The sequence below is a fragment of the Sulfurimonas lithotrophica genome (genome assembly GCF_009258225.1).
Taxonomy (GTDB): Bacteria; Campylobacterota; Campylobacteria; order Campylobacterales; family Sulfurimonadaceae; genus Sulfurimonas; species Sulfurimonas lithotrophica.
In genome coordinates this window covers 1,271,780-1,290,853 of sequence record NZ_CP043617.1, presented here as the reverse complement: position 1 = coordinate 1,290,853, position 19,074 = coordinate 1,271,780, and the positions used below count along the sequence as shown (strand labels likewise).

The following is a 19,074-nucleotide window of genomic DNA, read 5'->3' as shown; positions in this document are numbered from 1 at the left end:
GTGAGAAGCAAAAAACTGATCAGCGTGATATCTTTAGTATTTATTTTAAATCATCAGCTGTATGCTAAAGAATATTCAAAAGAAGAACTGGCAGAATGGAACAAAATAGGTGTAGTTAAAAAATATAATATAGATAAATGGAAAAAACTTGGTGTTCAAACACCTCAGGAAGCCGAACTCTGGCTAAAAGGTGGATATACTGAAAAGAATTATCTCGATATGTGGATTAATATAGGTGCAAAAACACCTGAAGATGTTCAAAGATATAAAGATGCAGGAGTTGATCTAGCTGAACACTCTGTTGATTTTGCTAAAGCAAATATTACATCTTTAGAGGAAATCAAAAAATGGCTTGCTTTAGGGATAGATACATATTATATTAAGGACTGGAAAAAAGCAAATATACCTGCTGAAGACGTAAAAGCTTGGATTAATGCCGGAATTGAACAACCATCAGACGCACAATATTGGCTGGATGTAAACGTTAAAACTCCAAATGAAATAAAACAATGGAAAGAAATAGGGGTATTATATTCTGATAATGTGGAAAGATGGCAAAGGATAGGACTTAGTTCACCTAGTGAAGTTCAAGGGTGGATTAATATAGATAGTCCTGAAAATATCAAGAAAAATTGGTTGGACATGGGAGTAAAAACGCCTCAGGAGGCTCAAAAATGGATTGATATAGGTATAAAAGATTCATATTCATTTCAGCAATGGAGAAGTGCGGGTATAACTGAGTATAAAGATATAAAAATGTGGCTTTCATCAGGACTGAAAAATCCAAAAAAAATCTCAGAATGGAACAAGATAGGAATTAAAAAACCTGAACATATAAGAAAATGGACAACTATTGGTTTGACGGATCCGAATATAGTTGAACAACTGTTAGATATGGGAATAAATGATACTAAAGAATATTCACCTTACAAAAATATGTCATACATCGGACATATAAAAATGCTCAAAGAGATGGGTATAACTCCTACACCTTTAATCGAAAAAATGTCTAAAAACTATCAGATTTATGGAGAAATCTTGTTTTTTAAGTCTAAAGAGAAGTTTTTAAAGAACTTATCTATCTTAAAATCAAATGGTTGTAAGACTATACAGGGAGACTGGTTTGGCAAAGCTGATCCTTATGAAAATGAAGACCTCTGCTACATATTTACGGCTAAATTATCTCAAAGGCTTAGTAAGGATGAAGGTCTTGCAAGAAGCACAGCAGGTAAAACTATACACTTGGAGTTTGATGGGGCATGGAAAGAGAACACTACCAAATTAGGTATTGCAAAAGGTTCTGGAAGTTTCAGTTATAAAAATGGCTTTGGTGCAAAAAGAATTGTTCCAAGTGGAAAAGTTTTACTAACAACAGATTAGAAAAGGAGTTTACAATGTTAAGATTGGTACTTGGTGGAGTAGCACTTGCTGCTACAGGCTATGGTTTAAAAAAGTATATAGAAAAAAATGATAAATACTATGAGATGGAAGATATAGGTTTTAAAATAACAGATGGTATAGATGCAGCCGCAGAAAAAACCGATGATTTTTTCAACTATCTTATAGAGATCGTAGATTCATTAGGTTCTGATAGTTCTATGGAAACAAGTAAAGAGTTAAATGCACTTGACAATATACATAAAACAAAAGAAAAGTTTTACAATGAAAGTATGCCAATATTGCTTGAAGTCTTTTCAACTATAAAGAATCTACCTGATTATGACATGGAACAGTTTTATAAACTACAACAAAGATTTGTAAAAGATGATTCTGAGTTTTACGAGCTAGATGAAAATACGCAAGAAGATTTAAAAAACTACCTTGAAGTATTTAGTAAAGGGGTAGATAGGCTAAATGAATTGGTTGAGGATCGTATAAACAGCTGTGAAAATGTTCAGACTGTTGATTTTGCAACCTTATCTGTAGATGAACAAGAAGAGATTGAAAATATATACCTTATTGCAGTAGAGCTTATAGAGTTTTGTTATACACAAAGTATAGATAAAGAAAACAATTTCTCAAAAAAGCTAGCTAGACAAATCCTCGTCTTTAAAAAAATCGCACAGTTGGATTTTTAATATTTGAGAGATCTTTAGAAGTTGCTCAAGATTAAAGTGTTTACCACTGTAGCATATCTCTGCACCAGAGACTACGGAAACTGATTTGTAGCCCATTTGCATGGAAAGATCAAGCTGAGAGAGTCCTTTTTCTTTCCTGTATTTGGCTACATTTTTGCCTATAGTTTGATAAAGTTGTTCAGGAGATATATTTTGCATGAGTTTACAACCTACTATGATAGATAATCTTAATGTAAGTCTATCTTGTGTAGAATTTTCTCTCAATCATAAATAATACACTGTATTATAGTAGATAAAAGGGCTAGTATGATCTTTTTAATAAATTTGATACTTTGGATAGTCGTTGTATGGATAGTTTATAAAGTAATAAATAGTATATTTCTTAGATTAAAGAAGAAGAAAAGTTACAAATAGGTTTATATTAAAACACATATGCAAATTTAATGTTATTTTACATTATATGTAGATAAAGTTAGTTTTATAAAAGAAGGAGAAAAAATGATAACACCCCTTATGGTAATTACTATAGTGTCATCTATAGCTATTTTACTTACTATAATAATAGCTTACAAAAAAATAAATGACTCAAATAAGCTAGTTATAGACGAATTGAATAAACTTCAAACATTTATGTCTTCACAGTTTAAAGAACTCGATGAAAACAATACATCAATGACTAAAAAGGTAGAAAACTTACAATCAAATATTGATTCCAGTTTTGTAGCAACACAAAAATCCTTACAACATATTAGGCTAGATAATATAATAAATTTCCACACAGAATTAGCAAAATATAAAAACGGCATATATGAAGACGATCATTTTATTCAAGAAGTTGGTGAATGTAAAGTACTTAAACTTGTTGATAAAAAGACAAATGAAACTACAAATATATATTACGAAGGTGGAATTAAGAACTTTACTGAAACTTTTGCAGATAACTGTATAAAACACAAAATGTACTACTCAAAAGATGGTTCATTACTCAAAGGTGAAGACTTTAACAAAGCAGGTAGTTTAGTTTTTTCATATCAATATGACGAAGCTGGTGAGATTAGTTCCAAAACTGAGTATATATACGATGATAACAACAATATTATCGATGAAATAACAACAAAATATTAAGATAAGGGATATTAATGTATTTAGATTTACTAAACAAACAAGAGCAGCAAGACTTTTTAGAACTGGCAAGATACTCAATGGGATTAAACGGTGAACATAAAGAATCTGAAGAAGCGATACTTACAAGCTATAAGTACGAATGTCAACTAGTGGAATACACAGCACATAGACAAGATGACATTAACAAGATTATTGTTGCACTCAAAGGTTCTACAAAAAAAGTTAAAAAAATAATTCTAATAGAACTATTTGGAATACTTTTAGCAGATGGAGAAGTTTGTGAAGCTGAAGGGCAATTTGTGGATATGCTGGCAGAAGAGTTCAGAATTAAAGAATATGAAGTAGCAAGAATACATAGATGGGTGGAAGCAATGAATGATATAGTTCAAGAGGGATATGAACTGATTTCTAAGTAAAAAATGATACAAGGAGAATTATATGGGGTTGGGTGCAAAACTATGGAACGGTGTCAAATCAGTTGCAAAAAAAACAGTTGAAGTTGCCAGTAAAGCAGTTGATTATGTTAAAGAAAAAACATCTAAAGCTTGGAATGGTATAACAGGTAGAACAACCTTTAACGAAGCAGAAGAATTACTCGCTGAGATTACAGATAGATACGATAAAGCCAAGTTTGAGTATGAACGGAATATGCAAGATATAACTTCAAAACTTGAAGAAAGAATCAATACTATTAACTACCATAAAACAGATATTTACGATAAACATTTTAAACGCTTTACTGATTTAGGTAATAAGCTTCACAATATTAATATTGAAGGTAAAAGTTTTTTAGAGTATTTTGAAGATTCGATTACTGAAGTAAAAAAACTTGAAGGTGTTAGAAGCAAAGAAGAACTCTATATGATTGATTTTAATAATCTAAAAGCTTCAGAGATATTTTTTGGAATTTTTACTCTTGGATTTTTCACAAGAAAAAAAGCTAAACAGACACTTGTCAAAGTTCAAGAAGAAGAGCAGAGAATAGACGAAGAGATTGAAAAAATGAAATCTCAAGTTGTCAAAATAAAAGTTATTCTTGAATCTATTGAAAATGTAGCTATGTATTTTGAAACATTAGTTATGAACTATTCTAAATTGCTTGACCGCTTTGAATATGGTGTGTCTTCGCAAACACAAAAACAAGTTTTAAACGGAGTAACTCTTGAAAATGGTAAGTTAGATTTTAAACTAATCCCTATAGTACATATAGATGAGTTTAGAGCACTGTTTAATCTTTCAATAGTTCTTAAACAAATGTCAACAATGGGATATTTAACAGAAAATGGTGAAGTTCAAACTGAAGACATTCAAGCTGTAAATAATATTCAGTCAAAAATGGAAAAACTGGAACTATTATCTGCATAAGGGAATAATATGAGTAAAAATGAGCTAGATGAACAAACAAAGGAACTGGTTGGCAAAACTCTATCTTTCGAAGAATTAAGGGAAGAGTTAAACAATACATCTCCACTTCAAATGAGTAAAAAGCTCATTGACATTGAACTACATGATCAACAATCATCTTTGGAAATAATGGATAAAATTTATGAAGAGTTTGAAAGTGGACAAAATATTGTTACTGAACTTGTAAACCCTATGCTTTTGGGTATAGCTGATGGACTAATTAAACATCCAAAACTAAATGGATCATTTAGAAAAACAAATGTTACTCCATCAAGACTTGTGAACGAAGTAAATAGCTTTAGTTATGAACAGTTTACACATAAAGATGTTGATGAAGATGTTTTTTTAACTCAAGCAGAAAAAAGTCATTATGGTACAGATACTAGAAATAACCATTATGACACGAAATCAAGGTCTGAAACTGAAAAATCTAAAGGTATTGAACGTAATGAAACAATTACTTATGAGAATAAAAAAGGCGAAATAAAGACTAAAAAAACTGCTACTGTAATTGATGATGTAACTGGTGAGAATATTGATTTAACAACTAATGGTGCAAAACAAAAAGGTATACAATCAGCAGATATGGATCATGTTAATCCAATTAATAGTGTAAGAAAAAAATATCAGAATAACCCTTACCTTTATAGGGATGACCTAGAACAAGTTATAGGATTGGAACAAAATGAAACCTATATAAATTCATCTTTAAATAGAGCAAAAGGTGATATGACATGGAGTGAATTTATTGAAAAAAATCCAGATGCTTTAACCGAAACTGAAAAAGAAAAAGCTTTAAAACTTGAAAAAGAAGCTACAGAAGCTCAAAATAAAGAAGCTAGAAAATTAATGGCAAAAAATGTTGGTTTAAAAGGTTTCGGCGATGCAATAGTTTTAATATTAAAACCAATATGGTTTGAGATAAAAGACATGTTTTTAAATGGTGTTTTATATGGTTTTGATACAAATGATAAGATAGAAGCTTTTATTCTAAGACTAAAGCGAGCTGGTAAATTTATAAAAGAAAATGCACTAAATACATTAGGTGATGCTATAAAAGATGTAATAGGTAATTTTATACCAATGTTATTAGAAAATATACTAAAAGCATTTTTAGGAATGTTTAAAAAGTTTATTGAAATTGTTACACAAGGTTTTATGTCTATAAAAGAGGCATTTAAAATTATGCTAAAACCATCAGAAGAAATGAGTTCAGCACAAAAAGCTGATGCTATTACAAAAATAATTGCTTCTGCTGTAGTACCTATTTTGATATTTAATTTAGAAAGTGCATTAGAAAAGATACCTATAATTGGTGATGTTGCTACAATTATTGTTTCAGGGCTTGCTACAACACTTGTTGTTTGGTTATTAGACCAGATAGACTTATTCTCTGTAAAAGATGAAAAAAGACTTGCTAGAGTAAAAGAAATATTTCAACTTCGTATAGAAAACATCAAAAAAAATACTGATATCTTTCAAACAGAATCTCTTGAAATACTTGCAAAACAAAAACTTCAATTTACAAAAATTGCTGAAGATATGAAACATAAAATCGAAAACAATTTAGATGTTAATACATCTGTTTATCAAATGGCAGATTTTATGGATATAGATTTAAAAGCCAAGAATAACGATGACTTCATTGCTATGCTACAGACCCAAAAGGTTTTAAGTATCTAAAACTATATGAAAGCCTTATATTTTATTTAATATATAGATTTAAAAGCTATAATAAACAAAAAATTATTTTTTAATAAATTATGTTAAATAAAAGGTCACAATAATTAATGGCAAAAGCAAAAGCAGCAAAAAAACAAAAATCTATGGAAGAGACACTATGGGATAGTGCAAATAAACTTAGAGGTACAGTTGAATCAAGTGAATACAAGCACATTGTACTTGGACTTATCTTTTTAAAGTTTGTAAGTGATACATTTGAGGAGAGACGCCAGCAGCTAATAGAACAAGGGCAAGAAGCATTTGTAGATATGGTGGAGTTTTACACTATGGAGAATGTGTTCTATCTTCCTGAAGAATCACGTTGGAGTTACATAAAACAAAATGCCAAACAAGATGACATAGCCCTAAAAATTGATACTGCACTCTCTACAATCGAGAAGAACAACCCAAGCCTTAAAGGTGCATTACCAGATAACTACTTCTCAAGACTTGGACTTGATGCAAGTAAGCTCTCATCTCTTATAGATACTATCAATAACATCAACACCATAGAAGACAAAGGACACGATATAGTCGGTCGTGTATATGAATACTTCTTGAGTAAATTTGCCATAGCTGAGGGGAAAGGTAAAGGGGAATTCTATACTCCAAAATCTATAGTAAATCTTATAGCAAATATGATAGAACCATACAAAGGTAAGATCTATGATCCTGCTTGTGGTTCAGGTGGTATGTTTGTACAGTCTATGAAGTTTATAGAAGCTCATAAAGGAAACAAAAAAGATATCTCTATCTACGGGCAAGAGTACACGGCAACTACATACAAACTGGCAAAGATGAACCTAGCTATCAGGGGAATATCTGCAAACCTTGGAGATGTACCGGCTGATACATTTGCAAAAGATCAACACAAAGATCTCAAAGCTGATTTTATCATGGCAAATCCTCCATTTAACCAAAAAGACTGGAGAGGTGCAAATGAACTGTTAGATGATCCAAGATGGGCAGGATATGATGTTCCTCCAACATCAAACGCTAACTACGGATGGATACTTAACATGGTATCTAAACTCTCTGTTAATGGTGTAGCTGGGTTTATCCTTGCTAATGGTGCGTTAAGCGGTGGTGGCGAAGAGTATAAGATACGAAAAAAGCTTATTGAAAATGATTTGGTAGAGGCTATTTTAATACTTCCTCAAAATATGTTTTATACGACTACAATAAGTGTAACTATTTGGATACTTAATGCCAATAAAAAACTAAGAGAGTTTGAACAAAACGGTGTAAATAAAATTCACAGAGACAGAACGAATGAAATACTCTTTATGGATTTGAGACAGCAAGGTATACCATTTGAGAAAAAATACATTCAATTTGACCAAACAACTATAGAAAAAATATCGTCTACTTATCATACATGGCAAAGTGATAAAAAAGCTTATGAAGACATACCTGAATACTGCTACAGTGCTTCAAAAGAAGAAGTTGAGAAAAAAGACTATTCTCTAGTACCAAGTAAATATATAGAATTTGTAAATAGAGATGAGAACATAGACTTTGATACTAAGATGACAAATCTAAAAAGTGAATTTACAGAGCTTTTAAAACAAGAAGAACAATCAAAACAAGAACTATTGACAGTTTTTAAAGAGTTGGGTTATGAGATCAAACTATAAAAAGTTAGGTGACTATATACGACAAGTTAATGTAAGAAATGTTGATGGAAAAATAGATCTTCTAGTTGGTGTAAATTTAGATAAGAAGTTTATGCCATCTGTCGCAAATATAATAGGAGCGGATTTAACAAAGTATAAAGTAGTTAAGAAAGGTCAGTTTGGATGCAAATTTATGAGTGTTGGAAGAGATGGGAGGCTCCCAATATCTTTAATGCAAGAACATGATGAGGCTATTATATCTTCTGCGTATTATGTATTTGAAGTAAAAGATGAAAATGAACTTTTAAGCGAATACTTAATGATGTGGCTATCAAGAAGTGAGAATGACAGATATCTATGGTTTATGAGTGGTGCTGATGTTAGGGGAAGTATATCATGGGAAGACTTTTGCTCTATAGATATAAATGTTCCATCTATAGACAAACAAATAGAGATAGTTAAAGAATATCATACTATCACAGATAGAATCAAACTAAATGAGCAACTAAATCAAAAACTAGAAGATACAGCACAAAGTATCTATAAAGAGTGGTTTATGAATTTTGAATTTCCAAATGAAAACCGTAAGCCATATAAATCAAATGGTGGTAAGATGAAATACTCAGAAGAACTGGATATGGAAATACCTAATGAATGGAGTTCTGTTCCTTACACAAATATGATTGACTTAAAAGGTGGTGGAACTCCTAGTACTGAAATTATTGAATATTGGGACGGTAAAATACCTTTTTTCACTCCAAAAGATGTTTCTGAATCAATTTATAGTATCAGCACAGAAAAAAATATAACGCAACTTGGTTTTGACAATAGTAGTACAAAAATTTATCCAATAAATACAGTTTTTATAACAGCAAGAGGAACTGTGGGGGCAATAGCTATGGCTTCAACAGATATGGCAATGAATCAAAGTTGTTATGCGGCTATTGGAAAAGATATAAATCAATTCTTTGTTTATCAACACACCCTAAGAACATTGGATGTATTAAAAAATCATGCTAATGGAGGAGTTTTTGGCGCATTAGTTACTCGTGACTTTGAACAAATTTCAGTTTTATATCCAGATTCAAAAACGATTTATAAATTTGGAGAGAAATCAGAAAAGTTGTTTGAGCATATTTTAATTAAACAAAATGAAAACCATAAACTACATGAATTAAAAGATGTTTTACTTTCCAAAATGGCAATAATTGAGGGATAAGAATGAAGCAATCTTTTAATGTTGAAAATTTTACAAAAATTTATTATGATGAAAACCGAAAAGGTGACTATTTAGATGGTAGATTTTCAGAATTTAATATTCTAAAACATTATGGAAATTCAATAAAAAAAATTAACAAAAAATTTAGAGATGGATTTTATTCTACAGTTGAAAAAAGAGAAAGAGCAAACCATAGAAAAGAAAGATTAAAAAAGAGAAAGTTTGATAACTTACAAATAATTTTGTCATTAGTAGAAGAAAAAATTGATAAAAAAAACTATTCAATTTCAATGCTTACTAAAACTATCAAGGGAAAAACAGCTTATACTGTCGATAGAAGTAATGTAGAAACATTTTTTTTATTTAAGCAAATTCAAAAAAATATACAGCACTCCTTTAAAGTAAAGCAAGCTGATAGGAATGAAATAGTGTCTCAAGTTGTAAATATGCTTGATAACGGATTTCCAAAATACATTATACGAACAGATATTGCAAGTTTTTATGAAACTATTCCTCATGATGAATTAAAAAAAGTCATATCCAGAAATCATATACTTAGTCCATTGTCAAAAAAAATCATCAATGAAATATTAAGACAGTATCAGATTATTACAGGTCAAAATAGTGGAATACCACGAGGAATAGGTATAAGTGCTTATCTTGCTGAATTATATATGAGAGATTTTGATAATGATATAAGAGACTTGAGTAATGTGACTTATTATGCAAGATATGTGGATGATATAATCATTGTATTTACACCAAATAATAAGCATGAAAGTATTGATTATTTAAATTTAATAGATGAAAAGATTACAAAATATGGCTTAAGGCGTAATACTACAAAAACAAAACCTATGGATTTTACACAAACTAACAATTTCAATTTTGATTTTTTAGGTTATAACTTTACTTTCGCCAATCCACTTAAAATAGATATAAGTAGTAATAAAGAGCAGAGATATAAAGAAAAGTTGAACATTTCAATTGAAGATTATAATAGAACGAGTAAATATAACGAAAAAGCTGCTCGAAGATTATTAATTCAAAGATTAAAATATTTGACTGGTAATACACGGCTGTTAGGTGTTAAAAAAGATATTTTGATAGGTGCATATTTTTCAAATCAACAAATAAGTGTGGATTCAAAACTAAAGAGACTTGATAATTATTTTAAATGTGTAGCAGTTGAAAGAAACTTACAACCTTACTCCCGTTTAAATCTGAATGGTACTACAAAACTAAAAAACAAGCTAAAAACTTTTAGTTTTGTTGATGGATTTCAAAAGAAAAACTTCTACAAGTTTTCAAAAAAAGAGTTAGAAGAAATATTGAGTATTTGGAAGAACTTATGAGTAGAAAGTTTAGAAAAAAACAAAAAATTACTTATCTAAAAGAAAGAGCTGTTTTATCAGATACATTGCCTTATGAAACACCAGCAATATTTTCTAATAGATATTTTTATAGATTTTTGGTGAATAATAAAGTAGAAATAAAAAACAATGAAATTATATTTGATAACAGTGTTACAGATGTAAAAGAAGTTTTAGAACTACTTTTCAACGTCAAAGTTGATAACAATAAAGCTTCATTTGAAAATCATGAAAGAACTATTCCATTTACTTTTAAAATTGCACATAAAAAAAATGATTTTAGAAACTTATCTTTGATACATCCTTTAAATCAACTGATGATAGTGAATTTCTATAGTACATATAAAGAAAGTATAAAATATTTTTCAAATGAAAGTGAATTTTCTATTAGAAGACCTTTTAAAATAGCTAAAAATAGATATATGAACAACTATCTAAAAAAACGAAAAAATACCAAATTGGCTCATAATAAAATTGAGATTCATGATAATGAAGAAGAACATTTAAAAAGTTTTTTTACCTATAAAAAGTACAGTAATATCCATAGGTTTTTTGAGTCTTATGAATATCAAAGATGTGAAAAGAAATTTGACAAACTTTATAAATTTGATATTAATAAATGCTTTGACAGTATTTATACACATACTATCGCATGGGCACTATTAAACAAAGAAATAGTAAAAGATAATTTAAATACTAAATTAGATGCCACATTCGCAGGTAAGTTTGATAAATTGATGCAAAATATGAACTATGGTGAGACAAATGGTATTTTGATTGGCGCTGAGATCTCTCGTATTTTTGCTGAACTAATTTTACAAAGTATTGATAAGAAGGTAAAAAGCAACCTAGAAACAAAATCATGTTTACATAAAACTCACTATGAAATTTTTAGATATGTCGATGACTATTTCGTATTTTATGATGATGAGCGAGTTAAAAATATAGTAACTGAAACTTTTAAACATGAGTTAAAAGAATATAACTTATATGTGAGCGATACAAAAACAATTGAATTTGTTAAACCTATTATTACAGATTTGACAATAGCAAAAACAAAAATAACTGAATTAATTAATGAAAATTTTAGTTATGTAATAAAAGACAATGCAACAGAAGATGAAAAGCAGTGGAGTGTTTCTTTAAATTCTAAAGATGTTATAACAAAATTTAAAATGATTATTAAAGAGACAAATATAGAATATAAAGATATTTTGAACTATTCAATAGCAACAATAGAAAAGAGATATTTAAAAATTATTTCCAAACTTGAAAACTCCGAAAATCAATTGCTTTATACTGATATGTTTGTTGCTTATACGATGCAGTTACTGAACTTTTTATTTTTTATATATTCTGTATCACCTAGAGTTACATCAACTATTAAAATAGTTTCACTAATTAGTAAACTAATACAATTTATCAAAGACAGTAAGGCACACAATAGGATATTTAAAAATTATCAAATTGAATTGATTTATAAAAAAATGTATGATGAGACTTTTCAAATACTGAAGAAAAATAAATTAAAAGAATATACACAAAATGAAACATTATATCTGCTATTGATATTAAACGAAATAGGTAAAGACTATAGGCTCGAGAGCAATTTTTTAGATAGTTATTTTTTTGATGACGGAATAGAGTTAAATTACTTCGTAATAGTGAGTTTACTTTACTATATAAAAAATATCAGTCGATATGCTAACATCAAAACAAAGCTTTTGGAGTGTATTGAAAATAAGTTTAAATCTTACAATAAAGATAATCTTAGAAAAAACACTGAGCTTACGTTACTTTTAATGGACTTGATGACTTGCCCTTATGTAGATACTCAAGATAAAAATAGATTTCTATCTTTGAATGATGTAACTGATCCAGCTACACAAAATAAAATAGTTGTATTTTCATTAAAGCAAAAATATTGGTTTGTTAAATGGCAAGATTTTAATTTAGCAGAAGAAATTGAATTGAAAAAAAGTCAGGAGGTTTACAGCTAATGTTTGATAAAATGTTTTTTCACGTCATTCCGAACAAAACAATTTCACACACAAGTGATATGGTAAATACTTTGATTCAAAAGGTATGTACTTCTAATGCAGTGAGTTCGGGCTGCATGTTTATAAACAATCCTTTCCACCTCTTAAAAATATACCAGAGAGAGGATTTTTTTTATGAATAACTACACCCCACCATACAAAATAACCTCAAAAATACTAAAACTATCAACGCAAATAAGTGAAGAACTCACAAAACTTCAGTTCTCTAGCATTACAAAAGTAAATCCTATGCTAAGAAAAAAGAACCGCATTAAAACATTAGCTGGTACTTTAGAGATAGAGGGTAACTTTTTAGGAGAAGAGAAGATCACTTCTATCATAGATGGTAAAAAGGTTTTAGGAAGTGTAAAAGAACTTGCAGAAGTACAAGGGGCTATAAAAGCGTATGACAAGTTAGAATCGTACCGTTACGATGAGCTAGATGACCTTTTACTCGCACATAAAATACTGATGGATGAGATCTTAACAACTGCTGGAAGTTTTAGAAGTGTAAATGTTCAGGTTGGTGAACACATAGCTCCACAGCCTAGCATGGTAAGTGACCTTATGACAGACCTTTTTACTTGGCTTAAAAACAGCGATGAGCATATGCTATTAAAATCTTGTATATTCCATTATGAGTTTGAGTTTATTCATCCATTTTCAGATGGTAACGGTCGTATAGGTAGACTTTGGCAGAGCGTTATCTTAAACAGTTACAATCCTCTTTTTTCACTTTTACCGACTGAGAGTATAGTAAGAGATCATCAAGAAGAGTACTACAAAGCTATAGAAAATTCGACAGAGCAAGGTGAAAGCACTCCGTTTATAGAGTTTATGCTTGAGATGATACTCGAATCTATGCAAAACATAAAAAATGTAAATGTCCCAAATAGTGTCCCTAAAAATGTCCCAATAAAAAGACTCGATAAAATTATTGAAATCATTAGTGAAAACAGAGCTATAACCATAGCAGAACTGGCTAGTTTACTGGATGTGACAGATAAAACTATCAAAAGAGATATAGCAAAACTAAAAGAGCAGCATAGACTTACAAGGGTAGGGAGTTTAAAATCTGGTCACTGGGAAATAGTTCATGAGTAAATTTACAGAAGAAAAACTAGAACTGGCGTTTATAGAACTACTTGAAGAGCAAGGTATTAGTTATCAGCATGGTAAAGAGATTGAAAGAGATGAGGGTGAAGTTCTTTTAAAAGATGATTTACAGAAGTATCTTGCTGATAGGTATAAATCTGATAACATAACTGAGAGTGAAATAACTCAAATCATCCGTAAGTTAGAGTCTTATCCTTCAAGTGACTTATACGATACAAATAAATCGATTATGAAGCTAGTTTCTGATGGTTTTATCTTTAAACGTGAAGATGCAAGTAAAAAAGATATTCATATTCAGTTTATAGATTATGAAACTATAGACAAGAACACTTTTAAGATAGTAAATCAGCTTGAGATAGTTGCTTATGAAAAAAGAATACCTGATGGCATATTGTATATAAACGGTATGCCATTGGTGGTATTTGAGTTTAAAAGTGCCATACGAGAAGAAGCTACTATACATGATGCTTTTGTACAGCTCACAACTAGGTACAGAAGAGATATTCCTGAGCTTTTCAAATACAATGCGTTTTGTGTCATAAGTGATGGAGTGAACAATAAAGCAGGTTCATTTTTTGCACCTTATGAGTTCTTTTACTCTTGGAGAAAGATAACTGGCAATGAAGAAGATGTAGATGGTATAGCATCAATGCACTCTATGATCCAAGGGATGTTTAACAAAGAGAGACTTATAGACATCATCCACAATTTTATCTACATACCTGACAAGTCTAAAAAAGAGGAAAAGATAGTTTGTCGTTATCCTCAGTACTATGCAGCTAGAAAACTCTATGAAAATATAAAACAACACCAAAAACCACATGGCGATGGTAAAGGTGGTACATATTTTGGTGCTACAGGGTGCGGTAAAAGTTTTACTATGCTTTATCTTACAAGACTGCTTATGAAAAGTGTTCATTTCTCTAGTCCTACAATTATACTCATCACAGATAGAACAGATTTGGATGATCAGCTAAGTAGACAATTTGGTAATGCAAAAGGTTTTGTAGGGGATGATGGGATTGTTAGTGTGGAGAGTCGTGAAGATTTACGACAAAGATTAAAAGGTCGTGAGAGTGGTGGGGTGTTTCTAACGACCATACATAAGTTTACAGAAGATATAGAACTACTTAGTGAGAGAACAAACATCATCTGTATATCTGATGAAGCACATAGAAGTCAGATAAACTTAGATCAAAAAGTAAAAGTGACTGACAAGGGAGTTAAAAAGACTTATGGTTTTGCAAAGTATCTGCATGACTCACTTCCAAATGCTACTTATGTAGGTTTTACAGGTACACCTATAGACGCTACACTTGATGTATTTGGTGGTGTGGTAGACAGCTATACAATGACTGAGTCTGTAAGGGATGAGATCACAGTTAGAGTTGTGTATGAAGGTCGTGCTGCCAAGGTTCTACTCGATAACTCAAAACTTCAAGATATTGAAAAGTACTACGATGAGTGTGCAGAAGCAGGAGCTAGTGAATACCAAATAGAAGATAGTAAAAAAGCTATCTCAAATATGAGTACCATTCTTGGTGATCCAGATAGAATAAAAGCTATAGCCAAAGACTTTGTAGAACACTATGAAAAAAGAGTAGAAGAAGGTGCTACGCTTAAAGGTAAAGCTATGTTTGTCTCAAGCAGTAGACCGATAGCCTATGCACTCTTTAAAGAGCTTGTGACACTAAGACCAGAGTGGAATGAACAAAGAGTTTGTGATGATGGTGTGGAACTAAGTGATAAAGAGAAAAAAGAGATACTTCCACTTGAAAAGCTCAAGATGATTATGACTCGAAATAAAGATGATGAAAAAGAGTTGTGGGATATGCTAGGAACAAAAGAGTATAGAAAAACACTTGATACACAGTTTAAAAATGAAAAATCAAACTTTAAAATAGCTATAGTAGTTGATATGTGGCTTACAGGATTTGATGTACCGTTCTTAGATACTATCTACATCGATAAGCCTATACAAGAGCATAACCTTATCCAAACTATTTCAAGGGTAAATAGAAAGTTTGCAGGAAAAAATAAAGGGCTTGTAGTTGATTATATAGGTATAAAAACAGCTATGAATAAAGCTCTTAAACAGTTCTCTAGTATTGATAGCAAGAACTTTGAAGATATCAATGCTTCAATAGTGGTTGTAAGGGATCAGCTGGATTTACTTGCAAAACTGTTTCATAGGTTTGATAGTTCTCCATATTTTAGTGGTAGCCCTACAGAACAGTTAGAGTGCTTAAACAATGCTAGTGAATATGTACAACTAACAAAAGAGTTAGAAACTAGATTTATGTACCTCGTAAAGAGGTTAAAAGCTGCTTATGATATCGCTTGTGGAAGTGAAGAGTTTACGCAAAAAGAGAAAGACTACATACACTTTTACTTAGCTGTTCGTTCTATTGTTATCAAGCTTACAAAAGGTGATGCACCTGATACTGCACAGATGAACGCTAAAGTATCTCAGATGATAGCTGAAGCTCTTAAAAGTGATGGTGTTGAAGAGATCTTTAAACTAGGTTCAGAAGATGAAGCACAGATAGATATTTTTGATGAAGATTACATCAACAAGATAGATAAAATCAAACTTCCAAATACAAAGATAAAACTGCTTCAACAGCTATTAGCTAAAGCACTTGAAGATTTTAAAAAGGTAAATAAAGTAAAAGCTATAGACTTTAGTAAAAAGTTTACAGCACTCGTAGAGAAATACAATGAAAGAAAAGAAGAAGATGTACTTGTCAGTGGAGTCATTGAGGACTTCACTGATGAGATTATTGATCTGTATCATGAACTGAAAAAAGAGAAAGAATCATTTGGAGATATGGGGATAAACTTCGAAGAAAAAGCGTTCTACGATATTTTAAAAGAGATAGCTCATAAATATGACTTTGATTATCCAGAAGATAAATTAATAGCTCTTGCGAAAGAAGTCAAGCAAGTTGTGGATGATAAAACCAAATACACTGACTGGAATGTAAGGGACGATATCAAGGCTGAATTAAAAGTCGACCTGATCATGCTGCTTGCTAAACATGGATATCCACCAATTACAAAAGATGAAGTGTTTAAAGAGATATTTGAACAGGCTGAGAATTTTAAGAAGTATAATCAAAAATAGGTATATGAATGGATTCTAAATTATTAACTTGGAAAGAAGTAAGAATAATTGTAGATCACTATTTTAGCTTTTGGATAGATGGTGAAGATAAGATATGGGCTAAAATGATGTGGAGTGCTCTTGAGAGTGCAGGACTAACTATATATAGAACTGATGATGAAGGGATGGTAGTTAGGTCTAGAATTGCAATACTAGCACTTATATATCAAGAGTTTTGTGTACGATCACAGCTTAGCAACTATGATGAAGCAAACTTCAGAGGATTAAAGCAACATCATTACAAAGAAATTTTTAGCGATTCAGTAGAGCAAATCAACGAACAAATCGAACTAATATTAAATGCTCTAAACAAAGAATATCAAGATGGAGTATTATTTATTTTGATGTATGAATCAGTTTTTAGAGGAAGTCATGGAAGCCTTACCATGAAGCAAGTCGATGATAAGATTGAAGAGATTAAAGATGTTATTTTAAAGAAAGAAACTTGTGCGGAATATGAGGCATTTATATTTACAATGTATGGTTGTAGTATTAGAGAATTTGAGTCTTTAGCAATTGATTTTATTTAACAAAGAAAGTAAAACATGAAGGAACAGACTACTACAGATAAAATGCTCAAAATATTTAATAGAAATATTCCTGTTAAAGAGCAATATACTTTCAATGAAATCAAAATGGCATTTTCAAAAACAGTAGGAAATAAGAGAGAAAAATTTCTTTATAAAAGATTTTTTAAGGAATGTTCTACAGAAGAGTTTCTTGAAGAACTTAAGTATGTTTTTGGAGTAAAAATTCAGAGACTAAAACAACAGTATGAAACATTCTCGAATGATGATAAAATAGAGTTTGGAAGTTTTTGGTCTACAAGGTTTCGATTACCGAAAGTTAAAGGAATGTTTATATCAAGATGTGATGAAAAATACACTGAAATTGATAGTTTTGAAAAATATGAATTGACACCTTGTATAGCTTATGAAATGGCTATTAGAAATAATAAAGTAAAAAAATTATTATCTAGATATGAAAAAATATCAACAATGTTGAAGGATGATAAATATTTTTTTAAGATGCATATGTCCAAAAAACTGTTTGCTTTTGCATATGGGTATGAAGATGAGAAAGAAATTGATGAAGAATACCCTAAATATGAAAAACTTTACGAACAAAAACAAGCTAATTATGAAAAGTTAATAAAAGAAGATTATAAAAAATTTATAGACGATTATATAGATATGTGTACTGAACTTGAAAGTACAACTCTTATGGATTTACAAACAATGATTGAAGATGAATTAATCAATGATTATTTAATTTACCCAGAAGGATACCATAGAAAATTTCCGTGTGCAGAAAAAGCTATGGGTGGCGAAACAATAACAAATTCACATAAAGAAGAATGTGTGCGAGTTTTAAACGATGAGAATGCAGAAGATGGAATAGGTATGAGATATGAACAAATAACATATAAAGAGTTTATTAAATACCAGTCTATATTCGTACTGAATAATGAGTATAAGATTGATATTAATAATATTATTCCAAACTTTAAAAGACAAGTAAATGACCAAAATCAACCAATACTTCCAATTAATTTTTCATTACCTCTTGATGAAATAGTAGAGTACATAACAAAAGTTAAAGAACACATAAATCCGAAAACTCCTTTTGAGCTTCTTGGAAAGGAGTTAGAAAAAGGCGATGACTTAACTTGTTTGCCAGTAATGAAAGGTGAAAGTCCACAAAAAAAACTATCTGATATGCTTTATGTATATGATATGAAAAAAAAAGGTTATTTCGATAAAGAAATTATTAATGAAGTTGATGGATATCATGAAAAAACAGCTTACTTACGTAATTATATCAATACCTATTATGATGTAGCAAAAGAGTATATTGAAAATGAAAAATACAAAGAACTTATAACAGGAAAGTCTGAATAAAAATTCTACTGATATTGTCAGTCAAATTGTCAGTAAAAGTCCTATAAAATCAACTGACAGTTATTAAGTCAATTGCTTGAAAGTGCCTATTTTGTGGGTTTTTAAAGGGTGTGGATGGGGTAGAGGGATTCGAACCCCCGAATATCGGTACCAAAAACCGAGGCCTTACCGCTTGGCGATACCCCAAGATATGTTATTTTAATAATTAATTGGTTGCGGAAACAGGATTTGAACCTGTGACCTTCGGGTTATGAGCCCGACGAGCTACCGAACTGCTCTATTCCGCGGTGCGTTCACACCCACTGTGTGTTTGTG

Annotated in this window: 14 protein-coding genes and 2 tRNA genes; 14 read left to right on the top strand and 2 right to left on the bottom strand. The window is 30.5% G+C overall.

Features of this window, described 5'->3' with window-relative positions; all coding sequences use genetic code 11:
• The 14 genes from FJR48_RS06475 to FJR48_RS06405 all read left to right on the top strand — a co-directional run bounded on the left by FJR48_RS06475 (position 1) and on the right by FJR48_RS06405 (position 18,759).
• A complete protein-coding gene (locus FJR48_RS06475; protein WP_152307331.1) occupies positions 1-1,380 on the top strand; it encodes a hypothetical protein in 1,380 nt (459 codons plus the stop codon).
• Between the two features lie 14 nt (positions 1,381-1,394).
• Positions 1,395-2,078: a hypothetical protein gene (locus tag FJR48_RS06470; RefSeq protein WP_152307330.1), complete on the top strand. Its 684-nt coding sequence runs from the start codon at positions 1,395-1,397 to the stop codon at positions 2,076-2,078.
• A 498-nt stretch (positions 2,079-2,576) separates the two neighbouring features.
• A complete protein-coding gene (locus FJR48_RS06460; protein WP_152307329.1) occupies positions 2,577-3,203 on the top strand; it encodes a hypothetical protein in 627 nt (208 codons plus the stop codon).
• A 14-nt stretch (positions 3,204-3,217) separates the two neighbouring features.
• Positions 3,218-3,619, top strand: coding sequence for a TerB family tellurite resistance protein (locus tag FJR48_RS06455; protein WP_152307328.1), 402 nt, complete (start codon positions 3,218-3,220; stop codon positions 3,617-3,619).
• Positions 3,620-3,641: 22 nt separating this feature from the next.
• The gene (locus FJR48_RS06450; protein WP_152307327.1) at positions 3,642-4,568 is read left to right on the top strand and encodes a DNA repair protein; all 927 of its coding nucleotides are present in this window, start codon (positions 3,642-3,644) and stop codon (positions 4,566-4,568) included.
• Positions 4,569-4,577: 9 nt separating this feature from the next.
• Positions 4,578-6,290 carry a hypothetical protein gene (locus tag FJR48_RS06445; protein ID WP_152307326.1) on the top strand — a complete coding sequence of 571 codons (1,713 nt, stop codon included), beginning with the start codon at positions 4,578-4,580 and terminating at the stop codon, positions 6,288-6,290.
• 107 nt (positions 6,291-6,397) lie between these two features.
• The gene (locus FJR48_RS06440) at positions 6,398-7,966 is read left to right on the top strand and encodes a type I restriction-modification system subunit M (RefSeq protein ID WP_152307325.1); all 1,569 of its coding nucleotides are present in this window, start codon (positions 6,398-6,400) and stop codon (positions 7,964-7,966) included.
• The gene (locus FJR48_RS06435; RefSeq protein ID WP_152307324.1) at positions 7,950-9,164 is read left to right on the top strand and encodes a restriction endonuclease subunit S; all 1,215 of its coding nucleotides are present in this window, start codon (positions 7,950-7,952) and stop codon (positions 9,162-9,164) included. Before FJR48_RS06440 ends, FJR48_RS06435 begins: the two co-directional genes overlap by 17 nt.
• Before the next feature lie 2 nt (positions 9,165-9,166).
• Complete coding sequence (drt3a, locus tag FJR48_RS06430) at positions 9,167-10,519, top strand: antiviral reverse transcriptase Drt3a (RefSeq protein WP_152307323.1); 1,353 nt, start codon at positions 9,167-9,169, stop codon at positions 10,517-10,519.
• Positions 10,516-12,537, top strand: a complete 2,022-nt coding sequence (gene drt3b, locus FJR48_RS06425) for an antiviral reverse transcriptase Drt3b (protein ID WP_152307322.1) — start codon at positions 10,516-10,518, stop codon at positions 12,535-12,537. The genes drt3a and drt3b overlap by 4 nt, the downstream gene beginning before the upstream one ends.
• A gap of 174 nt (positions 12,538-12,711) precedes the next feature.
• Positions 12,712-13,680: a Fic family protein gene (locus tag FJR48_RS06420; protein ID WP_152307321.1), complete on the top strand. Its 969-nt coding sequence runs from the start codon at positions 12,712-12,714 to the stop codon at positions 13,678-13,680.
• Complete coding sequence (locus FJR48_RS06415) at positions 13,673-16,819, top strand: type I restriction endonuclease subunit R (RefSeq protein ID WP_152307320.1); 3,147 nt, start codon at positions 13,673-13,675, stop codon at positions 16,817-16,819. The genes FJR48_RS06420 and FJR48_RS06415 overlap by 8 nt, the downstream gene beginning before the upstream one ends.
• 8 nt (positions 16,820-16,827) lie before the next feature.
• Positions 16,828-17,388: a hypothetical protein gene (locus FJR48_RS06410; RefSeq protein ID WP_152307319.1), complete on the top strand. Its 561-nt coding sequence runs from the start codon at positions 16,828-16,830 to the stop codon at positions 17,386-17,388.
• A gap of 15 nt (positions 17,389-17,403) precedes the next feature.
• The gene (locus tag FJR48_RS06405) at positions 17,404-18,759 is read left to right on the top strand and encodes a hypothetical protein (RefSeq protein ID WP_152307318.1); all 1,356 of its coding nucleotides are present in this window, start codon (positions 17,404-17,406) and stop codon (positions 18,757-18,759) included.
• A 111-nt stretch (positions 18,760-18,870) separates the two neighbouring features.
• Here FJR48_RS06405 and FJR48_RS06400 read toward each other — a convergent pair.
• Together FJR48_RS06400 and FJR48_RS06395 are read right to left on the bottom strand one after the other, a co-directional pair.
• Positions 18,871-18,945, bottom strand: a tRNA-Gln gene (locus tag FJR48_RS06400).
• 24 nt (positions 18,946-18,969) lie between these two features.
• A tRNA-Met gene (locus FJR48_RS06395) sits at positions 18,970-19,046 on the bottom strand.
• Between the last annotated feature and the right edge of the window lie 28 nt (positions 19,047-19,074).